This window comes from Rhizobium sp. UBA1881 (assembly GCF_002338015.1).
Taxonomy (GTDB): domain Bacteria; phylum Pseudomonadota; class Alphaproteobacteria; order Rhizobiales; family Rhizobiaceae; genus Rhizobium.
On record NZ_DDHH01000194.1, the window covers coordinates 64,552 to 88,354 of the forward strand.

General features: G+C 61.0%; 19 protein-coding genes and 2 pseudogenes. 11 read left to right on the top strand and 10 right to left on the bottom strand.

Annotation, left to right across the window (positions count from 1 at the left end):
- A partial coding sequence (locus B3605_RS24300) for an AAA family ATPase (RefSeq protein ID WP_349677271.1) occupies positions 1-324 on the top strand: 324 nt, incomplete at its 5' end.
- A 73-nt stretch (positions 325-397) separates the two neighbouring features.
- Here B3605_RS24300 and pyc read toward each other — a convergent pair.
- Both pyc and B3605_RS24310 read right to left on the bottom strand, forming a co-directional pair.
- Positions 398-3,862 carry a pyruvate carboxylase gene (pyc, locus tag B3605_RS24305; protein ID WP_018901033.1) on the bottom strand — a complete coding sequence of 1,155 codons (3,465 nt, stop codon included), beginning with the start codon at positions 3,860-3,862 and terminating at the stop codon, positions 398-400.
- Positions 3,863-3,981: 119 nt separating this feature from the next.
- The gene (locus B3605_RS24310; protein WP_210297295.1) at positions 3,982-4,650 is read right to left on the bottom strand and encodes a helix-turn-helix transcriptional regulator; all 669 of its coding nucleotides are present in this window, start codon (positions 4,648-4,650) and stop codon (positions 3,982-3,984) included.
- 402 nt (positions 4,651-5,052) lie between these two features.
- On the opposite strand from B3605_RS24310, the gene B3605_RS24315 reads away from it, so the two are divergent.
- On the top strand, positions 5,053-6,816 hold the full coding sequence (locus B3605_RS24315; protein ID WP_112942725.1) for a glucan ABC transporter ATP-binding protein/ permease: 1,764 nt from the start codon (positions 5,053-5,055) through the stop codon (positions 6,814-6,816).
- Positions 6,817-7,063: 247 nt separating this feature from the next.
- A complete protein-coding gene (locus B3605_RS24320) occupies positions 7,064-8,950 on the top strand; it encodes an MFS transporter (protein ID WP_112942696.1) in 1,887 nt (628 codons plus the stop codon).
- A 52-nt stretch (positions 8,951-9,002) separates the two neighbouring features.
- Here the strand turns inward: B3605_RS24320 and B3605_RS24325 are convergent.
- The 3 genes and pseudogenes from B3605_RS24325 to leuB all read right to left on the bottom strand — a co-directional run.
- Positions 9,003-9,731, bottom strand: a pseudogene (locus B3605_RS24325) (phosphatase PAP2 family protein); the annotation flags it as partial.
- Between the two features lie 83 nt (positions 9,732-9,814).
- Positions 9,815-10,576: a phosphatase PAP2 family protein gene (locus tag B3605_RS24330; RefSeq protein ID WP_112942698.1), complete on the bottom strand. Its 762-nt coding sequence runs from the start codon at positions 10,574-10,576 to the stop codon at positions 9,815-9,817.
- A gap of 119 nt (positions 10,577-10,695) precedes the next feature.
- Positions 10,696-11,808, bottom strand: a complete 1,113-nt coding sequence (gene leuB / locus B3605_RS24335; protein ID WP_112942699.1) for a 3-isopropylmalate dehydrogenase — start codon at positions 11,806-11,808, stop codon at positions 10,696-10,698.
- A 182-nt stretch (positions 11,809-11,990) separates the two neighbouring features.
- Between leuB and B3605_RS24340 the strand changes: the two genes are divergently transcribed.
- Positions 11,991-12,923: a pyridoxal-phosphate dependent enzyme gene (locus B3605_RS24340; protein WP_112942700.1), complete on the top strand. Its 933-nt coding sequence runs from the start codon at positions 11,991-11,993 to the stop codon at positions 12,921-12,923.
- Between the two features lie 60 nt (positions 12,924-12,983).
- On the opposite strand, the gene leuD is transcribed toward B3605_RS24340, so the two are convergent.
- The 3 genes from leuD to B3605_RS24355 all read right to left on the bottom strand — a co-directional run bounded on the left by leuD (position 12,984) and on the right by B3605_RS24355 (position 14,527).
- Positions 12,984-13,592, bottom strand: coding sequence for a 3-isopropylmalate dehydratase small subunit (gene leuD, locus B3605_RS24345; protein ID WP_296436768.1), 609 nt, complete (start codon positions 13,590-13,592; stop codon positions 12,984-12,986).
- A gap of 127 nt (positions 13,593-13,719) precedes the next feature.
- Positions 13,720-14,148, bottom strand: coding sequence for a VOC family protein (locus B3605_RS24350; RefSeq protein WP_112942701.1), 429 nt, complete (start codon positions 14,146-14,148; stop codon positions 13,720-13,722).
- A 136-nt stretch (positions 14,149-14,284) separates the two neighbouring features.
- A complete protein-coding gene (locus B3605_RS24355) occupies positions 14,285-14,527 on the bottom strand; it encodes a hypothetical protein (RefSeq protein ID WP_018901044.1) in 243 nt (80 codons plus the stop codon).
- Between the two features lie 112 nt (positions 14,528-14,639).
- On the opposite strand from B3605_RS24355, the gene B3605_RS24360 reads away from it, so the two are divergent.
- Positions 14,640-15,563 carry an HpcH/HpaI aldolase/citrate lyase family protein gene (locus B3605_RS24360; protein WP_112942702.1) on the top strand — a complete coding sequence of 308 codons (924 nt, stop codon included), beginning with the start codon at positions 14,640-14,642 and terminating at the stop codon, positions 15,561-15,563.
- Between the two features lie 11 nt (positions 15,564-15,574).
- Positions 15,575-15,781: a DUF1737 domain-containing protein gene (locus tag B3605_RS24365; protein ID WP_018901046.1), complete on the top strand. Its 207-nt coding sequence runs from the start codon at positions 15,575-15,577 to the stop codon at positions 15,779-15,781.
- A 35-nt stretch (positions 15,782-15,816) separates the two neighbouring features.
- On the opposite strand, the gene B3605_RS24370 is transcribed toward B3605_RS24365, so the two are convergent.
- Positions 15,817-16,254 carry a metallopeptidase family protein gene (locus tag B3605_RS24370; RefSeq protein WP_112942703.1) on the bottom strand — a complete coding sequence of 146 codons (438 nt, stop codon included), beginning with the start codon at positions 16,252-16,254 and terminating at the stop codon, positions 15,817-15,819.
- Positions 16,255-16,417: 163 nt separating this feature from the next.
- Here B3605_RS24370 and B3605_RS24375 point away from each other — a divergent pair, with 163 nt between their 5' ends.
- The 5 genes and pseudogenes from B3605_RS24375 to bfr all read left to right on the top strand — a co-directional run bounded on the left by B3605_RS24375 (position 16,418) and on the right by bfr (position 23,207).
- Positions 16,418-17,368, top strand: coding sequence for an ImuA family protein (locus tag B3605_RS24375; RefSeq protein ID WP_112942704.1), 951 nt, complete (start codon positions 16,418-16,420; stop codon positions 17,366-17,368).
- A 40-nt stretch (positions 17,369-17,408) separates the two neighbouring features.
- A complete protein-coding gene (locus B3605_RS24380; protein ID WP_349677272.1) occupies positions 17,409-18,821 on the top strand; it encodes a Y-family DNA polymerase in 1,413 nt (470 codons plus the stop codon).
- On the top strand, positions 18,818-22,267 hold the full coding sequence (locus B3605_RS24385) for an error-prone DNA polymerase (protein WP_112942706.1): 3,450 nt from the start codon (positions 18,818-18,820) through the stop codon (positions 22,265-22,267). The genes B3605_RS24380 and B3605_RS24385 overlap by 4 nt, the downstream gene beginning before the upstream one ends.
- 94 nt (positions 22,268-22,361) lie before the next feature.
- Positions 22,362-22,756, top strand: a pseudogene (locus B3605_RS24390) ((2Fe-2S)-binding protein).
- The gene (gene bfr / locus B3605_RS24395; protein ID WP_018901052.1) at positions 22,722-23,207 is read left to right on the top strand and encodes a bacterioferritin; all 486 of its coding nucleotides are present in this window, start codon (positions 22,722-22,724) and stop codon (positions 23,205-23,207) included. Before B3605_RS24390 ends, bfr begins: the two are co-directional and overlap by 35 nt.
- A 55-nt stretch (positions 23,208-23,262) precedes the next feature.
- On the opposite strand, the gene B3605_RS24400 is transcribed toward bfr, so the two are convergent.
- Positions 23,263-23,793, bottom strand: coding sequence for an RNA pyrophosphohydrolase (locus tag B3605_RS24400; RefSeq protein ID WP_112942707.1), 531 nt, complete (start codon positions 23,791-23,793; stop codon positions 23,263-23,265).
- Between the last annotated feature and the right edge of the window lie 10 nt (positions 23,794-23,803).

Consider the following 23,803-nt stretch of genomic DNA (forward strand, 5'->3'; position numbering starts at 1 on the left):
CAGCAGCAGCGCGTGGCAATCGCCCGGGCGCTGGCCCCCTCTCCCCGCGTCCTCCTCTGCGACGAACCGACATCCGCGCTCGACCCGGAACTCTCCGCCGAAGTCGTCGACGTCCTTGGCCGCCTCGCCAGCGAGGGCACGACCATGGTCATGGCCACCCACGACCTGAGGCTCGCCTCGAAGATCGCTAACGACGTCGTCTTCCTGGAAGCGGGCAGCGTGGTCGAGACCGGCAGCGCGAAGAACATCTTCACCGCCCCGGAACGCGACCGCACCAAGCGCTTCATCTCGACGATCAACGCCGCGCATACCTACGATATTTGAGGCAGACATCCCGACGAAGCAGACATGAAAAAGGCGGCTCCAAGGCCGCCTTTTTCAATTCATTGGCTGGATATCAGCCCGCGTACGTCACCAGCAAATCCTTGGCATCGATCTGGTCGCCGGCCTTGACGAGGACTTCGGCGATCGTGCCGTCCTTCTCGGCATGGATCGCCGTTTCCATCTTCATGGCTTCGATCGACACCAGCACGTCGCCGGCGCTGACCGTCTGGCCGGCCGAGACGAAGGCGCGAGAGATGACGCCAGGCATCGGCGCGCCGACATGGGCGGCATTGCCCGGCTCCGCCTTGCGGCGGGCAGCAGCTCCGGTGGCGCCGTGGGCGCGATCCGGAACCTTGATGCGGCGCGGCTGGCCGTTGAGCTCGAAGAACACCGTGACCATGCCTTGGCTGTCGGTGCCGCTCATCGCCTGGTTGACGATGACGAGCGTCTTGCCTTTCTCGATGTCAGCAAACAGCTCCTCGCCGTCGCCGAGGCCGTAGAAATAGGCAGGCGTCGGCAGAACCGAGACCGGGCCGTAGGTGTCGGATGCCAGCGCGAAGTCGGTGAAGACCTTCGGATACATCAGGTAGGAGGCAAACTCGAAGTCGTTGACCTCGCGCTCCAGCTTGGTTTCGATCGTCTTGCGCTCGGCATCGAGATCGGCGTCTTCGAGCAGCGAGCCCGGACGCACCGTATAGGGAGCGTCACCCTTCAAAGCCTTCTTCTGCAGTGCTGCCGGCCAGCCCGACGGCGGCTGACCGAGATCGCCCTTCAGCATCGAGACGACGGATTCGGGGAAGGACACTTCCTTGTCGGCGCTGACGACGTCGGCGACGCTCAGGTCTTGGGAGACCATCATCAGCGCCATGTCGCCGACCACCTTGGAGGACGGCGTCACCTTGACGATATCGCCGAACATCTGGTTGGCGTCGGCGTAGGCCTGTGCCACCTGGTGCCAGCGGGTCTCGAGGCCGAGCGAGCGTGCCTGTTCCTTGAGATTGGTGAACTGGCCGCCCGGCATCTCATGCAGGTAGACTTCCGACGCCGGTCCCTTGAGATCGCTTTCGAAAGCCGCGTACTGGTGGCGCACCGCTTCCCAGTAGAAGGAGATGCGGCGGATCCATTCCGGATCGAGACCCGGATCACGCTCCGAACCGCGCAGCGCTTCCACGATCGAGCCCAAGCAAGGCTGCGAGGTATTGCCCGACAGCGCATCCATGGCCGCATCGACGGCATCGACGCCGGCGTCGACTGCAGCCAGAACGGTCGCGGCCGCAATGCCCGAGGTGTCGTGCGTATGGAAGTGGATCGGCAGCGAGGTTGCCTCGCGCAGCGCCTTGAACAGCACCTTGGCGGCTGCCGGCTTCAACAGGCCCGCCATGTCCTTCAGCGCGATGATATGCGCGCCGGCCTTTTCGAGCTGCACGGCGAGATCGGTGTAGTACTTCAGATCATACTTCGGACGCGCCGAATTCAGGATATCGCCGGTATAGCAGATTGCCGCTTCGCAAAGCTTGTTCTCTTCCGCCACCGCATCCATCGAGACACGCATGTTCTCGACCCAGTTCAGGCAGTCGAAGACGCGGAATAGATCGATACCGCCGGCCGCAGCCTGGCGGACGAAGTATTTGACGACGTTATCGGGGTAGTTCTTGTAACCGACGCCGTTGGCGCCGCGCAGCAGCATCTGCAGCAACAGGTTCGGCGCTGCCTCGCGTACCTGCGACAGGCGTTCCCACGGATCTTCGGTCAGGAAGCGCATGGAGACGTCGAAGGTCGCGCCGCCCCAGCATTCCAGCGAGAGCAGGTTCGGCAGCGCATGCGCATAGGTGCCGGCGATGCGGGCGATGTCGTAGGTGCGCATGCGGGTCGCGAGCAGCGACTGATGGCCGTCGCGCATCGTCGTGTCGGTCATCAGCACGCGCTTTTCGTTGCGCATCCATTCGCCGAATTTCTTCGGACCCAGCGTGTCGAGCAGCTGCTTGGTGCCGTCCTTGATCGTCGTGCCGTTGGTGTAGGGCACGACAGGCTCTGCGGCATCCGCAGTCGGGCGCGGCCGGTCCTTGGCTTCGGGATGACCGTTGACGGTGACGTCGGCCAGGTAGGTGAGCAGCTTCGTCGCGCGGTCCTGACGCTTGACCTGCTGGAACAGCTCCGGCGTCGTGTCGATGAAGCGGGTGGTGTAGCTGTTGTCCTTGAACTTCGGATGCGTGATGATCGCTTCCAGGAAGGTCAGGTTGGTGGCAACGCCACGGATACGGAATTCGCGCAGCGCGCGGTCCATGCGCGAGATCGCTTCCGACGGGCTCGGCGCCCACGCCGTGACCTTGACCAGCAGCGGATCGTAATAGCGGGTGATGATGGCGCCCGAATAGGACGTGCCGCCATCAAGACGAATGCCGAAGCCGGAAGCCGAACGGTAAGCAGTGATGCGGCCGTAATCCGGGATGAAGTTGTGCTCCGGATCCTCGGTCGTGATGCGGCACTGCAGGGCATGGCCATTGAGCTTGATATCGGCCTGTGCGGGCACGCCCGATTCCGGCGTGCCGATCGCGAAGCCGTCGAGGATATGGATCTGCGCCTTGACGATATCGATGCCGGTGACGACTTCGGTCACCGTGTGCTCGACCTGGATGCGCGGATTGACTTCGATGAAGTAGAATTTGCCGGTATCGGCATCCATCAGATATTCGACGGTGCCGGCGCCGACATAGCCCGTGGCACCCGCGATCTTCAGCGAATAGGCGGCCAGTTCCTGGCGCTGCGCTTCAGAGAGATAAGGGGCGGGGGCGCGCTCGACGACCTTCTGATTGCGGCGCTGGATCGAGCAGTCGCGCTCGAAGAGGTGCACGACATTGCCGTGGGTGTCGCCAAGGATCTGGCTTTCGACGTGGCGGGCGCGCTCGACGAGCTTTTCGAGATAGACCTCGTCCTTGCCGAAGGCGGCCATCGCCTCGCGCTTGGCTTCCGTCACCTCGCGGGCAAGGTCCTTCGGATCGCGAATGGCGCGCATGCCGCGACCGCCACCGCCCCAGGAGGCCTTGAGCATGACGGGATAGCCGATCTCGTCGGCCATCTTGGCAACGACGGCCATATCATCCGGCAGCGGATCGGTTGCCGGCACCACGGGAACGCCGACCGAGATCGCGAGATTGCGGGCCGCCACCTTGTTGCCGAGCTGGCGCATCGTATCGCCGGTCGGGCCGATGAAGATGATGCCGGCCTTGTTGCAGGCATCGACGAATTCGGGGCTTTCCGACAACAGGCCGTAACCCGGATGGATGGCATCAGCGCCGGAAAGCTTGGCGACGCGGATGACTTCGTCGATCGACAGATAGCTCTCGATCGGGCCAAGATCGCGCGCAAGATGCGGGCCGCGGCCGACCTGGTAGCTCTCGTCCGCCTTGAAGCGATGCAGCGCCAGTTTGTCTTCCTCAGCCCATATCGCGACCGTTTTTATCCCGAGCTCGTTGGCAGCGCGAAACACGCGAATGGCAATTTCGGAACGGTTGGCGACAAGGATCTTGGAAATGGGCAAATGCAGTCTCCTCACGGCATAAAAACGGGCAATGCTGCACCCGCGAAAGGAGTCTTAACCCGCTGTCACGGAAAGTTCAATTTCCCACGACGACGCAAGATCGAATTTCTCTAAACTAGCTAGCTGATGAGCCCATGGCGGAACGCAACGGCCACGGCATGCTGGCGGTTCTTTGCCTTCAGCTTGTCCTGCAGACCGTTCATGTACCAGTCGACCGTATGGTTGGAGATCTGCAAGAGCTTGCCGATCTCGACCGACGTCAGGCCCTCCGCGAGATATTGCAGGATTTCCATTTCCCGGCGCGTGAGCCGCGTGTCCGCACCGGAGAGATCGTCCGATACCAGACCGTCTTCACCGCGCAGTTCGAGAATGCGCCAGAATGCACGCTTGGCGATCGCATCGAAGAGGGTCATTTCGAGCGGAGACAGATCGACGGGCTTGCCGCCAATGGTCAGATAGCCGAGCACGCCGCTTCTTCCATGCACTGGAAATGTGTAGCCATCCTTCAAGCCATAGCCCAAAGCAGCCGACATCATCTGCTCCATCCGCCGATAGTGCGGATCCTTGCGGAACGCCGCCAGGCCATCCTTCCAGCGGAACGGCTGTTGCGCGAAAGCCAGATAGCGGATCGTCGGATCGCTCAGCATGTATTTCTTGCTGACATAGACCTGCGGCCAGCCCTCGGGCCATTCGCCGGCGAGCACCGCTCCGGTCATATCCTCGCTATGCTTCGGATACCGGAGCAGCCCATGAAACTCGAAGCCATAAGACAGGACGACGTGCCGCAGCTCCTCGACCACCGCCTCCGGCTTCCGGCACTCTTCAAGAACGACAAGTAATTGAATTAATGAATGAATATTCACTAAAATGCCCCCATCCCATCACAGGCTTTTAAGTGAAGCCGCTGCGACAGGACTTGCCCCGATAGCGAACGGTTATCGATGCAATTAAATTAGAGTTCAGAATATCGTTTATGGTTGTGCCAGTTTGACGCGACAACGCAAGGGTTAAATGTCGAGCCTTTTCATTTCACTAAGAAATTTTTCCATATCTGGTATCCGCTCATGAAACCGAGCATGAGCGAGACGGCGAAATTCCAACAATGAATGCCTTGTTAATCGCCAGTTCAGATAGGTTTTTGTAGCATCGCAACATCCGCTATTTCGCAGATGCACAAAGAGGAATTCGCCGTGTCGCTTTTCAAGGTCTATGCAAGAGCTTTGCGCTATCTTGGCGCCTATAAGTTCCGCGTATCCCTGGTCGTTATCGCGAACATCGTGCTCGCAGCGATCACCATCGCCGAGCCGATCCTTTTCGGCCGCATTATAGATGCAATTTCCGGCAAAGGCGAGGTCAAGCCGATCTTGTTCATGTGGGCCGGTTTCGCCGTCTTCAACACGATCGCCTTCGTCCTGGTCGCCCGCGAGGCTGACCGGCTGGCGCATGGACGTCGCGCGACGCTTCTGACGGAAGCGTTCGGCCGCATCATCTCCATGCCGCTCTCCTGGCATCATCAGCGTGGCACGTCCAATGCCTTGCATACGCTGCTGCGCGCCTGTGAGACGCTGTTCGGCCTCTGGCTCGAATTCATGCGCAATCACCTTGCGACCGCCGTCGCCATCGCCATTCTCATCCCGACGGCGATCTCGATGGACGTCCGTCTGTCCGGCGTGCTTGTCGTGCTTGGTATCGCCTACTGGCTGATCGGCCGTCTCGTCATGAGCCGCACGAAGGATGGTCAGGCTTCGGTCGAAAACCACTACCACACGGTTTTCTCGCATGTCAGCGACTCGATCAGCAACGTCTCGGTGCTGCACAGCTACAACCGTATCGAAGCTGAAACCAAGGCCCTGAAGTCCTTCACCGAACGCCTGTTGCAGGCCCAGTACCCGGTTCTCGACTGGTGGGCGCTGGCCGGCGCGATGAACCGCATGGCTTCGACGATCGCCATGATGATCATTCTCGTCATTGGTACCGTCATGGTCCAGGCCGGCGAGCTGCGCATCGGTGACGTCATCGCCTTCATCGGCTTTGCCAACCTCCTGATCTCGCGTCTCGACCAGATGCGCCAGTTCGCCTCGCAGATTTTCGAGGCCCGTTCCAAGCTCGAGGACTTCTATGCTCTCGAAGACTCGGTCCGTGATCGCGAAGAGCCTGCCGGCAACGCCGACATCACCGACGTGAAGGGCGAGGTCGAGTTCCGCAACGTGTCGTTCCGCTTCGGCAACACGGCACAGGGCCTGCACAACGTGTCCTTCACCGCCAAGGCTGGCCAGACGGTTGCGATCGTCGGTCCGACCGGCTCGGGCAAGACCACGATGATCAACCTGCTGCAGCGCGTCTACGACCCCGACAGCGGCCAGATCCTCGTCGACGGTCATGACACGACGAAGGTCACTCGCAAGTCGCTGCGCCGTTATATCGCCACCGTGTTCCAGGACGCCGGTCTGCTCAACCGCTCGATCAGCGACAACATTCGCCTCGGCCGGGAGAACGCTTCGGATGAAGACATGCGCCGTGCGGCTGAAGCCGCCGCTGCAGCCGACTTCATCGAGACCCGCGAAGACCAGTACGACACCCATGTCGGCGAACGCGGCAACAGGCTTTCAGGCGGCGAGCGCCAGCGTGTGGCCATCGCCCGCGCCATCCTCAAGGATGCGCCGATCCTGGTGCTGGACGAAGCAACGAGTGCGCTCGACGTCGAAACCGAGAACCGCGTGAAGGCTGCGATCGACAATCTTCGTCAGAACCGCACCACCTTTATCATCGCCCACCGCCTGTCGACGGTTCGCGAAGCCGACAAGGTTCTCTTCCTCGACAACGGCCGCGTCGTCGAAGAAGGCAGCTTCGACGAGCTCAGCCAAAGCAACGGCCGCTTCGCCGCACTGCTCCGCGCCAGTGGTATCCTGACGGACGAGGAAGTCCGCAAGGCACACACGACCGAAGCCGCCTAAGGCAGGCACTTCACGAAAACGATCGAAGCCGGATGGTCCGCCATCCGGCTTTTTTCGTGCCTGAACCTGAGCTGCTGCGGCCCGGCCTGACTGCAAAGCCTTAGACTAAAGTCATAATCCCAAAGCCGCTCTCCGTAAGCGAGGTATTTTCTGGCACACTTTCCTCGGGCGAACCGCGACCAGGGGTATGCTTTGAGGAGAGTATGGTCGCGCGCCGCATTTCACATCATTCTGTGGAGGACAGAACATGGCAAATGTCGCAAGCGTCGGGGGCGCGAAAGCCGGACCGATGACATCGGAGGAGAAGAAGGTCATCTTCGCCTCCTCGCTTGGCACCGTATTCGAGTGGTACGATTTCTATCTCTACGGGTCCCTCGCCACCTATATCGGCGCGACCTACTTCACCCAATATCCAGAAGCCACCCGCAACATCTTCACGCTGCTGGCCTTTGCCGCCGGCTTCCTGGTACGCCCGTTCGGCGCGCTGGTCTTCGGCCGCCTCGGCGATCTCGTCGGGCGTAAATACACCTTCCTGGTGACGATCCTGATCATGGGTCTCTCGACCTTCCTGGTCGGTATCCTCCCCGGTGCCGCCACGATCGGCATCGCCGCTCCGATCATCCTGATCGCACTTCGCCTGCTGCAGGGCCTGGCGCTCGGCGGTGAATATGGCGGGGCAGCCACCTACGTGGCCGAGCACGCGCCGAATGGCCGCCGCGGCTACTTCACCTCATGGATCCAGACCACGGCAACGCTCGGCCTTTTCCTGTCGCTGATCGTCATCGTCGGCGTCCAGTTCATCATGGGCAAGGAAGCCTTCGCCGCCTGGGGCTGGCGCATTCCGTTCCTGGTCTCGGTCGTCCTTCTCGGCGTCTCCGTCTGGATCCGCGTGCGGATGAACGAATCCCCCGCCTTCCAGAAAATGAAGGCGGAAGGCAAGGGCTCCAAGGCGCCGCTGACGGAAGCATTCGGACAGTGGAAGAACGCCAAGATCGCACTTATCGCCCTGCTCGGCGCCACTATGGGCCAGGCGGTCGTCTGGTACGGCGGTCAGTTCTACTCGCTGTTCTTCCTGCAGAACGTTCTGAAGGTTGACCTGCAGGCAGCCAATATCATGGTCGCCGTCGCCCTCATTCTTGCGACACCGTTCTTCGTCATCTTCGGCGGCCTATCGGACAGGATCGGCCGCAAGCCGATCATCATGGCTGGCCTGTTGATCGCCGCCGTCACTTACAATCCGCTATTCAAGGCCCTGACCTGGACCGCCAACCCGGCGCTCGCCGAAGCCCAGGCATCTGTCCGGGCAACGGTGACGGCCGATCCGACGGACTGCAAGTTCCAGTTCAACCCGACAGGCACGTCGAAGTTCACCAGCTCCTGTGACGTGGCGACAGCCTTCCTGACCAAGAACTCGGTGCCTTATGATGTCGTCCCCGGCCCTGCCGGCCAGCCGGCGACTGTGAAGATCGGCGATGAAACCATCACCAGCTTCGACGCGGTCGCAGCCGGCGACAAGGCCAAGGGCCTGACGGCGGCCTTCGAGAAAAGCGCCAACATCGCGCTCCACGACGGTGGCTACCCGCTGAACCGCGGCGCCATCAAGGTTCCGGACGCGAAGCTCGATGCCTTCATCGCCGCCAATCCGGAACTTGCGCTGAACGCCGATGCGATCCGCGCAGGGACCAAGGAGACGATGCCGGCCGACAAGCTGGTAGCGGCCAAGCTGCTGACGACGGATGAGGCCAACGGCGTCACCGACATGGCGGTCTACAACATCGCCGGCGGCGGCACCTTCGCCATGGCGGCCGATCCTGCACGCGTCAACTGGATCGGCACGATTGCCATCCTGTTCGTGCTGGTTCTCTATGTGACAATGGTCTACGGCCCGATCGCCGCATTGCTGGTCGAGCTCTTCCCGACCCGCATCCGCTACACCGGCATGTCGCTGCCCTATCACATCGGCAACGGCTGGTTCGGCGGTCTGCTGCCGGCAACGGCCTTCGCGATGAGTGCGGCCACCGGCGACATCTACTTCGGCCTCTGGTACCCGATCATCTTCGCCGCGATCACGCTTGTGATCGGCCTGATTTTCCTGCCGGAAACCAAGAACCGCGATATCCACGCAATGGATTGACCATCGCTGAGAAGACAGACCACGCCCGGCGCTCCAAAGGCGCCGGGTTTTCTATTGCCGGAAACAGCCGCTTGGGTTGCGGCCAGCCGCCGACGCCTGGGCGAAACAGAAGATTGTGGCGCGCATAGACGATGGCAATCATCAGCGAAAACCACCCGCCGAGCGCCAGGCCGGCGATCACATCGCTTGGATAATGCGCGCTCACCATCACCCGCGTCATGCCGAACCACAGCGCGCAAGCCAAGAAAGCAATGCGATAGCGCGGAAAGAGCAGCGCGAAGGCGGCGAAGAAGGCGCCGATCGTCGTTGCGTGGCCTGATGGAAAGCTTTCGAAGGAATGACCGGAGAAGGACGAAAACGAGAAAATGCCGTAGTCCTGGAAATGCTCCGGCCGGGCCCGCCCGATCAGCCGCTTCAGGAGATTGGCGACCAATCCCGACAGCGCGATCGAGGTCAGGAGATAGCAGCCGATCCAGCTGACCCTGAGCGCCTGCAGGCGGTGACGTACGCTGGTGGCGGTGCGCGACGATGCCCAGCCCTGGAACAGAAGGAAGGCGGTGACGATAATGATCCAGTCGGACTTGCCGAAATCGGTCAACATCAGGCCGATCCTGCGAATAGTTGGCGGCACGTGATCGCCGCCGACAGGACCATCGAACAACAAAAGCGAGAGGATAACGGCGTTGACGGTGACGAACAGACAGGATTGCCAACGCAGATGCGGCATGCCGTGACGACAGCGGAGCCTGCGTTTCTCAAGCGAAGAGAGAAAGGATTTCATGTCTGTCGGCGGTCCTGGTCAGGGGTTGTCGATCAACGACCGAGACCTAGCAGAAGCAGACTACAGAATTTTTACGGAGGCGCTTACAACAAACGGCTAAGCCGCGGTATCGGCCACCCGCCATCGCGCCCGATGGAGAACACCAGACCGAAGCGTGCAAACAGGACCGATGTGGCAAAAGCGATCCACGCGCCAAGCGCCAGCCCCGCCGTAACGTCGCTCGGATAGTGCACGCCGATGATGATGCGGGTTGCGCCGAGCCAGAGACCAATGGCCACGAAGCCGAGGCGAAAACGGGGAAAGAGTAGCGCCAGCGCCATGAACAGCGCCCCGATATTCGCCGAATGCCCGGACGGAAAACTCTGGTGCAGAAAATCCATGTTGAACGGCGCGAAACTGAAGATTCCCTCCTGATCATAAATCAGCGGTCGCGCGCGCCCGATCGCAAACTTCAGGGAGTTGGCGATGATGGCGGTGAACAGGACGGATAGCGCGACATAGGCGGTCATCTGCCCAAAATAGATCATCCGGAAGCGCTCGCGCACTTTCCACAAGCGCCGTCGGACCAGATAAGCGGTCGCAACAACGGTTGTAAGCCCGGCGAGAATCCAGGCAAGCCTGCCGATGTCGGTGACATCGCCGGCAAGCGTGACCAGCGGCTGCGCCAGTTCCTTGGCCGCAATACCGAGCGGGCGATCGAACACGAAAAAGGCGATGGCCACGGCGTTGATCGCGGAAAAGGCAAACCCCTTCCAGGGAACCCGGCGATGGATCGTGCGGCGCGCCTGGTAGCGCTTTTTCAGATAGCCCCAGAAACCCGGCCTTCGATCGACGCTCTCGCTCATTCCACTCCCGCTCTTTTATCAATAGAGGAGGGAGATAGGGGCTGCGGCGGTTGCCTTCAATGCGAAGGCCCTCCGCATCCTGAGATGCGAAGGGCCTGAAAGGTGTTTCACGTGAAAAATCAGGCTGAAAGCGCCTTGAACTCGGAGAGGATCGCTTCTCCCATCTCGACCGTGCCAACCTTCCTGGCGCCGTCGGCCATGATATCGGCGGTGCGAATGCCCTTGTCGAGCACGTTTGCGATCGCCTTCTCAAGGTTGTCGGCTTCCTTGACCATGCCGAAGGAGTAGCGCAGGCACATGGCAAACGAGGCGATCATCGCGATCGGGTTGGCAATGCCCTTGCCGGCGATATCTGGAGCCGAACCGTGCACCGGCTCATAAAGCGCCTTGCGCTTGCCGGTCTTGCCGTCAGGCGCGCCGAGCGAAGCCGACGGCAGCATGCCGAGCGAGCCCGTGAGCATGGCGGCAACGTCGGACAGCATGTCGCCGAACAGGTTGTCGGTGACAATGACGTCGAACTGCTTCGGTGCGCGCACCAGCTGCATGCCGCCGGCATCCGCCAGCATGTGCTCGAGCTTGACGTCCGAATACTTGTCCTTGTGCGTCGCGGTCACGACCTGGTTCCACAAAACGCCCGACTTCATGACGTTGCGCTTTTCCATGGAGCAGACGCGGTTCTGGCGCGTGCGGGCCATTTCGAAGGCCACGGCCGAGATACGCTCGATTTCGTAGGTATCGTAGACCTGCGTGTCGATGGCACGCTTCTGGCCATTGCCGAGATCGGTGATCGTCTTCGGCTCGCCGAAATAGACGCCACCCGTCAGTTCACGGATGATCAGGATATCCAGACCTTCGACCAGCTCCGGCTTCAGCGAGGAAGCGGCAGCGAGCGCCGGGTAGCAGATGGCAGGACGCAGGTTGGCGAACAGCTCGAGATCCTTGCGCAGGCGCAGCAGGCCGGCTTCCGGGCGCACTTCATAGGCAACGTCGTCCCACTTCGGGCCGCCGACGGCGCCGAAGAGAACCGCGTCCGCTGCAAGCGCCTTCTGCATGTCGGCTTCAGAGATCGCCGCGCCATGCGCGTCATAGGCGCTGCCGCCGACCAGACCTTCGTCGGTGACGAAGCCGGCGGACATTTCCTCGTTCATGTAAGCGATGATCTTGCGGACCTCGCCCATGGCCTCGGGACCGATGCCGTCACCCGGCAGCAGGAAAAGATTGCGCGTCGTCATGGAAACCTCCGGGAAAAACAAGTTGCGGCTTATTATCCCTCGGCAGAAGGCATTTCAAGCGACCAAGAGGCCGTTTCGGTACGGTTGGCGCCAGAGTTGAACGATCGGTTGAGCGATCGGTTGACCCCGCGATTTGCCTGGGCAACAAGAAGGGCATCGTGACCATGTTCCGGAAAACGCCCATGCCCGCCGCACCGCTCCATCTCGACACCCCGCTCTTTCAGACATCCGCCGACTATAGCGCCGCAAACCGGCCACTCTGGCTGAAGCTCGATGCGCTGCAACCGGCGGGAAGCTTCAAGCTGCGCGGCGTTGGCAGATTGTGCCAGCACGAGGTGGAAAACGGCGCAAAAGAAATCTTCTGCGCCTCCGGCGGCAATGCCGGCATCGCCGCAGCCTATGCGGGCCGCGCGCTCGGCGTTCCCGTCACCATCGTCGTGCCGGAAACCACCTCCGAGGAGGTCCGCCGCTCAATCGCCGCGACAGGCGCCGCCGTCCTCGTCCATGGTTCCGTCTTCGACGAGGCCAACGCCCATGCCGTCAATCTCGCCGCAGAGCGCAAGGCCGCCTATGTGCACCCCTTCGACCATCCGCTGCTCTGGGAAGGCCACGGCACGCTGATTGACGAAGTGGTGGCCAAGGGCGCCGAATTCGACTGCGTGATCGCCAGTGTCGGCGGCGGCGGCCTGCTTGCCGGCATCGTCGCCGGCCTAAAGCGCAACGGCCTCGATAATGTGCCCGTCATCGCCGTCGAGACCGAAGGGGCCGCATCCTTCAACGCCAGCCTGGCCGCCGGCGAACGCATCACCCTGCCCGCCATCACATCGATCGCCACCTCGCTCGGCGCCCGCCAGGTCGCCCAGCATGTCTTCGACCTTCCCAGACATCATCCGATCGAGAGCGTGACGGTGACCGACGCCGAAGCCGTCGCCGCCTGCCTGAAATTCGCCGACGCCTATCGCATCCTCGTCGAACCCGCCTGCGGCGCCGCCCTTGCCGTCGCCGACACCCACCCCGACCTCCTCGCCCGCTTCAAGAACCCGCTGATCGAGGTCTGCGGCGGCATCGGCGTGTCGCTGGAGAAGCTCAAGATGTGGAGAGAACGGCTGCCCTGAGCCAAAGAAAAAGCCGGCGGGAGAACCCACCGGCTTGATCATGCAATCCTGTCGAGGCGCTTAGGCGGCCCAAGGATGGGAAGCGGCGTTGGCCTTTTCGAACTGGTCGATTTCCTTGCCCTTTTCCATCGTCAGGCCGATATCGTCGAGACCGTTCAGCATGCAGTGACGCTTGAAGGCATCGAGATCGAACTTGATGGAGCCGCCGTCGGGGCCGGTGATTTCCATGTTTTCCAGGTCGACCGTCAGGATGGCGTTGGAGCCGCGCGAGGCGTCGTCCAGGAGCTTTTCAAGATTTTCCGGGCTGACCTTGATCGGCAGAATGCCGTTCTTGAAACAGTTGTTGTAGAAAATGTCGGCGAAGCTGGTGGAGATCACGCAGCGGATGCCGAAATCGAGCAGCGCCCACGGTGCATGCTCGCGCGAAGAGCCGCAGCCGAAATTGTCGCCGGCGACGAGGATCTTGGCGTTCTGGTAGGCCGGCTTGTTGAGAACGAAATCCTCGTTCGGGGTGCCGTCTTCATTGTAGCGGGCTTCCGCGAAGAGACCCTTGCCGAGGCCGGTGCGCTTGATCGTCTTCAGGTAATCCTTCGGGATGATCATGTCGGTGTCGATGTTGACAAACGGCAGAGGGGCGGCGACGCCCGTCAGCTTGGTAAATTTTTCCATGGCCTGGCCTCCAGTTCGGCAGAGATAGTGTGTTGATCAGCGTTTAGTCCAGTTTCCCGGCAAAATGAAGGGGAATCTGCAGCCCCGGCCAGCGCCCCGAAGAATCGTCCGGCCGGGCGCGGCTGATCTAGCCGGCCTTGGCGGGCTCGTTCATCGCCCAGGAGACGCCGAAGGGATCACGCAGCTGACCATAGCGATCGCCCCAGAACATGCGCTCGACGGGCATGACCACTTCTACACCGGCCTTCACCGCCCGATCCCACCAGAGATCGATATCGTCGACGACGAGCTGCAGCGAGAAGCCCTGGTGCGGCCGGAAAGGGTGGCCGTGTTCGGGATAGGCGTCGCTCAGCATCAGTGAGCTGCCGTTGATATAGAGATGCACATGCATGGTGCGTCCATTTTCATCAGGCGGCACGACGAATGCCTGCTCGGCGCCGAAAGCTTTTCCGTAGAATTCCGCCGCCTTCAGCGCGCCATCGACAGTGATGTAGGGGAGCAGCCCGTTCTTGACCGGCGGCATGGCCATCTGGCCGGTTTGCGTTTCGCTTTCCATGCAGTCCTCCATTGATGCCTGGGCGTGATGCTTGTGCAGCCACAAGCCTTGCCGCATCTAGGACGCGCGAGCAAAACGCCAGCCGACAGACCGAATGAAATAAATTCGGGACGCCAGAAGCGATCAGATAGGACGATCAGAGATCGATGATCGTGCCGCGACCGTCGTTCCAGATGCGCATGGGTTGACCATCGCGCGTCTTGGACTTCGCCCTTGCACAGACCGGAGCCGCCTTCATCTTCAGCGAGAGCGCGCGGCCGACCATCAGCACCGTCAGAATGGCGCCGACGGCGAGCGTCACCGAAAAGGTGAGGAGCGCCAATGCTGCGAATGCGGTGATGCCTGCAAGCAAAAGGAAGACGGAACGAATATTCTGCATGGGTTTGAAACCTTTCTAGGAAAGGAATGTGGTCCTTCGTCTTGTCTTCTGCAAGATAAGCATGGCTTTTTGTTGTCTTGCCATCAGTCACAAAGCTTGACACACATTCGTGATGAGCCAGTCTCCCCTCACCCGTTCGATGAACCTGCGCCGCTCGGTGCTGAGCGTTCCCGCGATCAATCCTCGCGCGCTTGAAAAGACCCATCAGCTCGATTGCGATACGGTGATCTTCGACCTCGAGGATTCCGTGGCGCCCGAGAAGAAGGCCGAAGCGCGCGAAAACCTGGCCGCCTTCCTCCAAGGCAAACCGCTCGAGGGCAAGGAACGCATCATCCGCATCAACGGCCTCGACACCAACTGGGGCCGAGCCGACATGGAACTCGTGAGCGCGCTGGAGCCGGATGCTGTTCTGCTGCCGAAGGTCAACGAACCGCAGGACGTGATGTCGGTCAGTGATCTTCTCGCGGATGCCGATGCGCCGGACGAACTGCGGATCTGGGCAATGATCGAGACCCCACGCGGCATCCTCAATGCCGCGGCGATCGCCGAGGCCGGGCGAACGGCGGGCTCAAGGCTCGATTGCCTCGTCGTCGGCCTCAACGACCTGCGCAAGGAAACCGGCGTACTGCCGCAGCCCGGCCGGCAGTATCTCGTGCCCTGGCTGATGCAGGTGATCCTGGCCGTGCGCGCTTACGGCCTCTGTGCGATCGACAGCGTCTTCAACGATTTCAAGGATATCGATGGCTTCGACACCGAATGCGCCGAGGCACGCGCCATGGGCTTCGATGGCAAGATGCTGATCCATCCCGCGCAGATCGAACCCGCCAACCGGCATTTCGGCCCGGACGCATCCGCCATCGCCGAAGCTGAGGCGATCATGAAAGCCTTCGCCGACCCCGCCACGGATGGCCTCAACGTCATCAATGTCGACGGCCGCATGATCGAGCGGCTGCATCTTGTCCAGGCGGAAACTCTGGTTCATAAAGCCCGCCTGATTGCAGAACGCCAGAAGCCAAAAGGCCAGACGGCAAACTGAAAGACGATGTGATGAAGCTCTACCGCCTTCTGACCGGCCAGGACGACGCCGCCTTCTGCCACCGCGTAACCGACGCCCTCAACAAGGGCTGGTCGCTGAACGGCTCGCCAGCCATGACCTTCAACTCGCAGACCGGCCAGGTGATGTGCGCCCAGGCGATCGTCAAGCATGTCGAAGGCAAGGACTACCACCCCGACATGAAGCTTTCCGAGCAATAAGATTTGCTGTCGGGGCGCGCCTGAAGACCCGGCGCCTAGCGCTCGGCCGCCTCTTCCGCGCTCGCCTCGATCCGCTCCATATCGTCGTCGCTGAGACCGAAATGGTGGCCGATCTCGTGGATCAGCACGTGGGTGATGATATCGCCCAGCGTTTCGTCGTTCTCGGCCCAATAATCGAGGATCGGCCGCCGGTAGAGCCGGATGCGATTGGGAAGTTCGCCCGTTTCCATGGTGAAGCGCTCGGAAATCCCGCGCCCCTCGAACAGGCCTAAAAGATCGAACGGAGTTTCCAGCGCCATGTCCTCGAACACCTCGTCATCAGGGAAGTCTTCGATCTCGATCGTCAGATTGGTGGTCAGCGCACGGAATTCTTCCGGCAGGTGGCTGTAAGCCTCCATCGCCAGGGACTCGAACGTGCTGATTGTCGGAGCGTGGCGATCCTGCCAATTGTCGCTCTGGTCTATGCGAGCCATAAAAGCTCCTTTCCTTTGCCGCCCATATAGAGCCTTTGCAGCTGATTTTCGAGAGCGGAATCAAAGGCAGGAATAAATTCACATCAAACGGCTGTTGACTCTTCGGTCGAGCTCTGGAATCCATAAGAACATAATAGGAACATCCGATAGATGGAGCGACGTCGTGGCACAGTCGGCCGTGGCGCGCGAGCGGCTTTTTGCGCTCCGCGAAACCATTGCAAAGCTTGAAGGAAAACCGGTGCCGGCATTGGCGGCGGCGGAAAATCAGGCTTTGGCCGACACCGTTCTCGACAAGCCGAAGAGCGAAGACGCCTTGCGCCTGCCGCTCGGAATCCCCGCTCTGGATGAAGCGCTCGACGGCGGCCTGCCGCTCGATGGCCTGACCGAAGTCCGCACGACGCTGTTGCGCAATGCCGGCGCAAGCAGCGGCTTCGTTCTGGCGATCGCGGCCATGCTCCAGCATGGGCAAGAGGAGGGGGCGAACGCGCACCTGCCGATCCTCTGGATCGCCGACACGGTGGCGACGATGGAGGCCGGGCGGCCCTATGCCGTTGGCCTCAGCGATTTCGGCCTGAAGCCGCGGCTCTTCCTGCACGCCGCGCCAAAAAAGCTGGAGGACGCGCTGTGGCTGGCGGAAACCGCTGTCGAAAGCGGCGTCTTTCCGGCCACCATTCTCGAAGTTCGCGGTAATCCCAGGCCCTTCGGCCTGACGGAAAGCCGCCGTCTCAACCTGCGGGCAAAGGCGTCTCGCCGCCCGCTTTTCCTGTTGCGGCAGGCAGCGGAGGAAGAGGCCAGCAGCGCCATCTTCCGCTTTCTTGCCGAACCCGCGCCATCTGCGGCGCGGTCCTTGCCTGATGGTTCGATGCTGGGCGGCAGCATCGGCAATCCGATCTTTCGCATCACCCTGGAGAAGAGCCGAAACCCGGCTCCCTTCTCCATTCTTCTGGAGTGGAACCCCCATGACCGCCGGTTTTTCCCTGTCCGCCCATCAGCCAACACTCGCTTTCCAGGCGAACGCTCAGCGCATTCTGGCACTGCATTTCCCGCATTTGCCGACCGATCGCATATCCAGGAAGAAGTGGGGTCTCGCTTGGCGTTTGCGCAATCGTCCTGAGACGCCGCCGATCGTCTGCTCCGGCCGCCACGCCAACACCATGCGTCTGACGGCGCTGGACGAGGCAGCCGAGGCGATCAACCTGAAAAAGAACATGGGTGTCGCCGAAGCCCGCGCCATCCATCCGACGATCGAGGTGATCGAGGAGGATCCGGCCGCCGACTTGCGCTTTCTCGAAGGCATTGCCGACTGGTGCGACCGCTATACGCCGCTGGTGGCGCTCGACGGCAGGGATGGCCTGTTTCTCGATATCACCGGCTGCGCCCATCTCTTCGGCGGCGAAAAGGCGCTCCTCAAGGATATTCTGTCCAGGCTCTTTCAAATGGGTATCGACGTCCGGGGCGCCATCACCGCCTCCCCGGGCCTGTCCTGGGCGGTCAGCCGCTTCGGCCAGGGAGGCGTGATCGACGCGGATGAGACGGAACGGGTCGTTGCTCCCCTTCCGGTTGCCGCACTTCGCCTCTCGGACGACACGGTCGCAGCACTCACCAAGATGGGCCTGAAATACATCGGCGACCTGATGGAAACCCCGCGCGCGCCGCTGACCCGCCGTTTCGGCGCAAGCGTGCTGTTGCGGCTTGACCAGGTACTTGGAACGGACGAGGAGCCGATATCGCCGCGCCTGCCCGTCGCCAGCCTTTCGGCCGAGCGCCGCTTGATGGAACCGGTCGCTGCGGAAGAGGAGATTCTGGCCGTCACCGACCAGATCGCCCATGCGCTGAAACCCTCGCTGGAGGCGCGCGGCGTCGGCGGCCGCGTTTTCGAACTCGTCCTGTTTCGCGTCGACGGCAAGGTCTTCCGCATCGCGGCCGGCACGACAAGACCGCTGCGGGAACCAAGGCGCATCGCCGTCCTCTTCACCGAACGCCTGCAGGCGGTCCATGACGATCTCGATGCCGGCTATGGATTCGAGATCCTGCGCCTCAATGTCCTGCGCCACGAAGCCTTCGATACGGCCCAGAGCGACTTTGAGGGACATCAGCAGAAGGATGCCTCGCTGGCAGCCTTCGTCGATCGCGTCTCCGCGCGATTGGGATCAGATTGCCTGCAGACCTTCCAGCTGCGCGAAAGCCACCTACCGGAAAGGGCGGTGATTTCGGTTCCCGCCATCGATGGCCTCTCCGCGAAGATCCCGCCAGGCAATCCCGCTCCCTCACGCGGCGAGAGACCCGCGCGTCTCCTGGAAAGGGCGGAGCCGATGGATGCCTTCGCCATCGAGGTTCCGGATGGCGCGCCGGCCAATTTTCACTGGCGCCGCATGCGCCACCGTATCGTCAAAAGCGAGGGGCCGGAGCGGCTTGCCATGGAATGGTGGCTCGACGGCAAGGATACACAGCCCCGCGACTATTTCCGCGTCGAGGATGATCAGGGCCACCGCTTCTGGATCTACCGCAAGGGTCTATACGGCCAGGACGAAACGCAGAGCTGGTACATGCACGGGATATTCGCATGACGCGGGCTTTCTTCGAGATCGGCGCCAAAACCAATTTTTCCTTTCTGGAAGGGGCCTCCAAGCCTGAGGAAATGGTGCTGCAGGCCGCGGTCCTGGGGCTAGGCGGCATCGGCATCGCCGACCGTAATTCGGTCGCCGGCGTGGTCAGGGCGCACGCCCAGGTAACGGCGCTTCGAAAGAAATTCGAGCGGAAAGAACAGGGCCTGCTGGAAAAGGGCGAGAACCCCGAGGACGTCATTGACCCGGTCCGGCTTCAACCCGGCGCCCGATTGGTCTTTTCGGACGAAACACCCGATATTCTGGCCTACCCTCAAAATCGAAAGGGTTGGGCACATCTCTGCCGCCTGCTGAGCGCCGGCAATCTGCGCGCGGAGAAGGGCAACTGCACCTTGGTGGAGGAGGACCTTATGGAATGGGGCGACCAGATGATGCTGGCGATCATCCCTGATCCTTTGGTTGCCGACGATCCCCTGCGCTGCGACACATTCGAAGCCTGCGTCGGTCGTCTCCGCGCCCGCTTCCGTGACAAGCTCTACATGACGATGACATCAACCTATGACGGTCGCGACAAGCGCGTATTCGCGGTGATTTCGATCCTCGCTTCCAGAAACCGCGTCCCCCTCATCGCCTCTAACCAGCCGCTCTATCACGACACCGCGCGCCGCCCTTTGTCGGATATCGTCACCTCGATAAGGGAGCACGTACCAATCCCAGAAGCCGGCTTTCTGCTGGCGCCGAATGCCGAACGCTATCTGAAGCATGGAAGAGAGATGGCACGGCTTTTCAGGGAATATCCCGATGCCATCGCCAACACGGAGAAGTTCTTCTCCAAGCTGAGCTTTTGCCTGGACGAACTGAAGCACAATTATCCCGATGAGAACGACGCGGGCGAAACGTCTTATGAAACGTTGGAGCGCCTGACATGGGCGGGAGCGGCAAGGCGCTTTCCTGAAGGCATCAGGGAGAAGACCCGCGAGCAGATCGTCTACGAACTGGACCTCGTCAGAGAGAAGCAATACGCGCCCTATTTCCTGACGGTCCACCGGATCATCATGCATGCCCGCTATGAGCTCAAGATCCTTTGCCAGGGCCGCGGCTCGGCCGCCAATTCGGTGATCTGCTACTGCCTTGAGGTCACGGAGGTTAACCCGGAAAAAAGCGTGCTGCTGTTCGACCGCTTCATGTCGACGGACCGCGACGAACCACCAGATATCGACGTCGATTTCGAGCATGATCGGCGCGAGGAGGTCATCCAGCACATCTATAAGCGATACGGTAAGGAACATGCTGGGCTGACGGCGGCCGTCACCAGCTACCGCACCCGTTCCGCAGGCCGCGAGGTCGCAAAGGCGTTCGGCTTGTCGGAAGATGTGCAATCGGCGATCGGCAGCCTGGTATGGGGCTGGTCGGATGACAAGCTGTCCGAACGGGAAGCAAGGGCCGCCGGCCTCGACACTGGAAACCCAGTAACCAACCACGTCCTGCAATACGCATCCGAACTCTTGAGCTTTCCCCGCCACCTCACCCAGCATGTCGGCGGCTTCGTCATCACCCGCGACCGGCTCGACGAGGTCGTTCCCATCATGAATACGGCGATGTCGGATCGCTACATGATCGAGTGGGACAAGGACGATCTCGATAACCTGAAAATCCTCAAGGTCGATGTCTTGGCGCTAGGAATGCTGACCTGCCTGCGCAAGGCCTTCGATCTTCTTCTGCTGCATTACGACGTGAAGAAGACGCTGGCCGATCTCGGCAATGACACGCATGAGGACGAAAAGCCGGTCTACGACATGATGTGCCGGGCCGATACGCTGGGCGTCTTCCAGATAGAAAGCCGCGCGCAGATGAGCATGCTGCCGCGCCTTCGGCCGCGAGTGTTCTACGATCTCGTCATCGAGGTCGCCATCGTCCGACCTGGGCCTATTCAGGGGGATATGGTCCACCCCTATCTGAAGCGCCGGGAGGAGCGAAGGCGAGGAATCCCGGCCAGCTATCCCAGCAAAGAGTTAGAAAATGTCCTTGAGCGAACATTGGGTGTTCCGCTCTTCCAAGAGCAGGCGATGCAGATCGCTATCACTGCAGCGGGCTTCGAACCTGCTGAAGCCGACCAACTGCGGCGAGCGATGGCGACTTTCAAGCGGACCGGCACCATTGGCAATTTCGAACAACGATTCATCGATGGCATGATGTCGAAGGAAATCTATTCGAAAGAATTTGCCCAGCAATGCTTCAACCAGATCAAGGGCTTTGGTGAATACGGCTTCCCGGAAAGCCACGCAGCTTCCTTCGCGCTGCTCGTCTACGCCTCCTCCTGGATGAAGGCCTATTATCCCGATATCTTCTGTGCGGCCATGCTGAACTCGCAGCCGATGGGCTTCTACGCGCCGGCGCAGCTGGTTCGCGATGCCAGGGAACACGGCGTCGAGATCCGGCCGGTCGACATAAACAGTTCGGATTGGGACTGCCTGCTGGAAGACGGACGCTTCGACAATCGTCGGATTGATTTCCGCCATCGCGAGATGAGCGATGTCATCAAGGCCAATCACGCCGTCCGTCTCGGCTTTCGTCAGGTAAAGGGGCTATCCGAGGATGCCATACGCGAGAAGCTGATGGCACAGCGCGGATACGGCTACACCTCCATCCGCGATCTATGGCTGCGCTCCGGCCTCGATAAATCCGATATCGAGCGGCTGGCGGATGCCGATGCCTTCAACAGCATCGGCCTTTCTCGGCGCGAGGCGCTATGGGCGGTCCGCGCGCTGGATGTGAAGAGTGCTGCCGAGCGCTTGCCGTTGTTCGATCAGGCATCTCATCTCGACCTGCAGGTCGAGCCGCAAGCCAGACTGCCTGAAATGCTTCCAGGCGAGCAGGTGGTAGAGGACTACCGATATCTGTCCCTGTCGCTCAAGGCGCACCCTCTGTCCTTCCTGCGCGACGAACTGCGTGGGGTCGGCATCACCCGCAGCGTCGACCTGCTCAAGGTGCCGAACGGTCGATGGGTGACGATTGCCGGCCTCGTATTGGTGCGCCAGCGTCCGGGCTCGGCCAAGGGCGTGATCTTCATGACGCTGGAGGATGAAACAGGCGTGGCCAATGCCATCGTCTGGCCGAAGACCTTCGAGAAATATCGCGCCATCGTCATGGGCGCCCGGCTCGTCAAAATCCGCGGCAAGCTACAGAGCCAGAGCGGGGTGATCCACACGGTTGTCGATCACATCGAGGATATGACGCACGCCCTGGGGCTGCTCCAGAAGGAGGCCAACCGCTTCGGCGTCTGCGATCGCTCCGACGAGGCGCGCCGGCCGACCGCCGATCCCCGGCAGAAGAAGCTCAACGAGATATTGGAGAAAGCAGTGATGGAAAAAAGAATAACCAAGCGGGACAATCGGGAGTGGAATGAAGCCACGGCGTCGGTCATGCCGAAGGGCCGTAATTTTCATTGATTTTCAATGGCGGGCCCGTTCGGACGTCATCGCAAGCGGAGAGCCATGCGCTTCGATTGGATCGTAAGCAAGCCGTAAGGCGGGCGAAGCGGTAATGCCGGAATATGAATCTTTCTTGACAATGAGCGTCTTCTTTAGCAAAAAGACGATAGTCATTGTCATGTTTGGAATGAAGACGTGCTTGTCTGCAGTTGCAACTACATAACCGACACCGAAATCCGGGAGGTTATCAACAGCCTTCTCGATGAGGACTGTTGGCAGCTTATTGTCCCTGCGAAAGTCTACCATGCCATGGAAAAACGCGGCCGTTGCTGCGGTTGTTTCCCGAATGTGGTCGACATCATCATTCAGACGACCGAGGACTATCACGCCCGTCGGCACTCGACGGATGCCGAAATATTTGATTTCATGTCCCGCCTCAGAAACTTCCATGAAGAAAACAGGAGAGCGGACATTGAAAGGCGACAAAAAAGTCATCGAGCGGCTTAACGAGGCCCTCTTTTTGGAACTTGGTGCTGTCAACCAGTACTGGGTTCACTACCGGCTCCTTGAAGATTGGGGTTACACCAAGCTCGCCAAGAAGGAGCGCGCTGAATCGATCGAAGAGATGCAGCATGCCGACAAGCTCGTCGCACGCATCATCTTCCTCGAAGGCCACCCCAACCTGCAGACGCTTGCGCCGCTGCGCATCGGTCAGAACGTCAAGGAAGTCCTGGAAGCGGATCTCGCCGGCGAATACGACGCCCGCACCGCCTACAAGAAATCCCGCGATATCTGTCATGAGGCAGGCGACTACGTCTCCATGAAGCTCTTTGAAGAGCTCCTCATGGACGAAGAAGGCCACATCGACTTCCTCGAAACGCAGCTCGAGCTGCTCGGCAAGATCGGCGAAGCCAAGTATGGCCAGCTGAACGCCGACTCCGCCGACCAAGCCGAATAATCAAGCCCTGGACCCGGCCGCTCAGGCGGCCGGCATCCAATCACACAGCCGTCAATCAGGCGGCCGGCAATCCCGCGAGATGGCTGAACTCGCTGACCACCTGTTCGTAGACACCGCGCTTGAAGGACACGATCAGCTCTGGCAACTGAGCCATCGGCTTCCAGTCCCAGGCGTCGAATTCCGCGGAATGCCCGCCCGGCGGCGGGTTGATGGCGATCTCGCTCTCATCGCCATCGAAACGGAAGGCGAACCAGCGCTGCGTCTGCCCGCGAAACTTGCCCTTGAGCCCGATACCGATCAGCTGCGGCGGCAGATCATAGTTGATCCAGTCCTTCGCTTCGGCAAGCAGCGTCACTGTCTTCATGCCGGTCTCTTCATAGAGCTCGCGATAAGCAGCCGTCAGCGGGTCCTCGCCCTTGTCGATGCCGCCCTGCGGCATCTGCCACAGCTGCGGCGAGCCGTCATATTCCGAATTCTCCGCCGGGATCCGGCGGCCGGCCCAGACCAGCCCGGCGCGGTTGAGGATCATCACGCCGACGCACGGGCGATAGGGCAGATCTTCGGCTTTAACGGTCGATTGGCTCATGGTTGTCTCT

What these genes read in the sequence shown, in the direction of transcription:
- B3605_RS24320 (WP_112942696.1), top strand. Translation starts at nt 7,064, where the DNA reads ATGGCAAATGTCGCAAGCGTCGGGGGCGCGAAAGCCGGACCGATGACA.
- B3605_RS24330 (WP_112942698.1), bottom strand. Translation starts at nt 10,576, where the DNA reads ATGAGCGAGAGCGTCGATCGAAGGCCGGGTTTCTGGGGCTATCTGAAA.
- leuB (WP_112942699.1), bottom strand. Translation starts at nt 11,808, where the DNA reads ATGACGACGCGCAATCTTTTCCTGCTGCCGGGTGACGGCATCGGTCCC.
- B3605_RS24340 (WP_112942700.1), top strand. Translation starts at nt 11,991, where the DNA reads ATGCCCGCCGCACCGCTCCATCTCGACACCCCGCTCTTTCAGACATCC.
- leuD (WP_296436768.1), bottom strand. Translation starts at nt 13,592, where the DNA reads ATGGAAAAATTTACCAAGCTGACGGGCGTCGCCGCCCCTCTGCCGTTT.
- B3605_RS24350 (WP_112942701.1), bottom strand. Translation starts at nt 14,148, where the DNA reads ATGGAAAGCGAAACGCAAACCGGCCAGATGGCCATGCCGCCGGTCAAG.
- B3605_RS24355 (WP_018901044.1), bottom strand. Translation starts at nt 14,527, where the DNA reads ATGCAGAATATTCGTTCCGTCTTCCTTTTGCTTGCAGGCATCACCGCA.
- B3605_RS24360 (WP_112942702.1), top strand. Translation starts at nt 14,640, where the DNA reads ATGAGCCAGTCTCCCCTCACCCGTTCGATGAACCTGCGCCGCTCGGTG.
- B3605_RS24365 (WP_018901046.1), top strand. Translation starts at nt 15,575, where the DNA reads ATGAAGCTCTACCGCCTTCTGACCGGCCAGGACGACGCCGCCTTCTGC.
- B3605_RS24370 (WP_112942703.1), bottom strand. Translation starts at nt 16,254, where the DNA reads ATGGCTCGCATAGACCAGAGCGACAATTGGCAGGATCGCCACGCTCCG.
- B3605_RS24380 (WP_349677272.1), top strand. Translation starts at nt 17,409, where the DNA reads ATGCGTCTGACGGCGCTGGACGAGGCAGCCGAGGCGATCAACCTGAAA.
- B3605_RS24385 (WP_112942706.1), top strand. Translation starts at nt 18,818, where the DNA reads ATGACGCGGGCTTTCTTCGAGATCGGCGCCAAAACCAATTTTTCCTTT.
- B3605_RS24400 (WP_112942707.1), bottom strand. Translation starts at nt 23,793, where the DNA reads ATGAGCCAATCGACCGTTAAAGCCGAAGATCTGCCCTATCGCCCGTGC.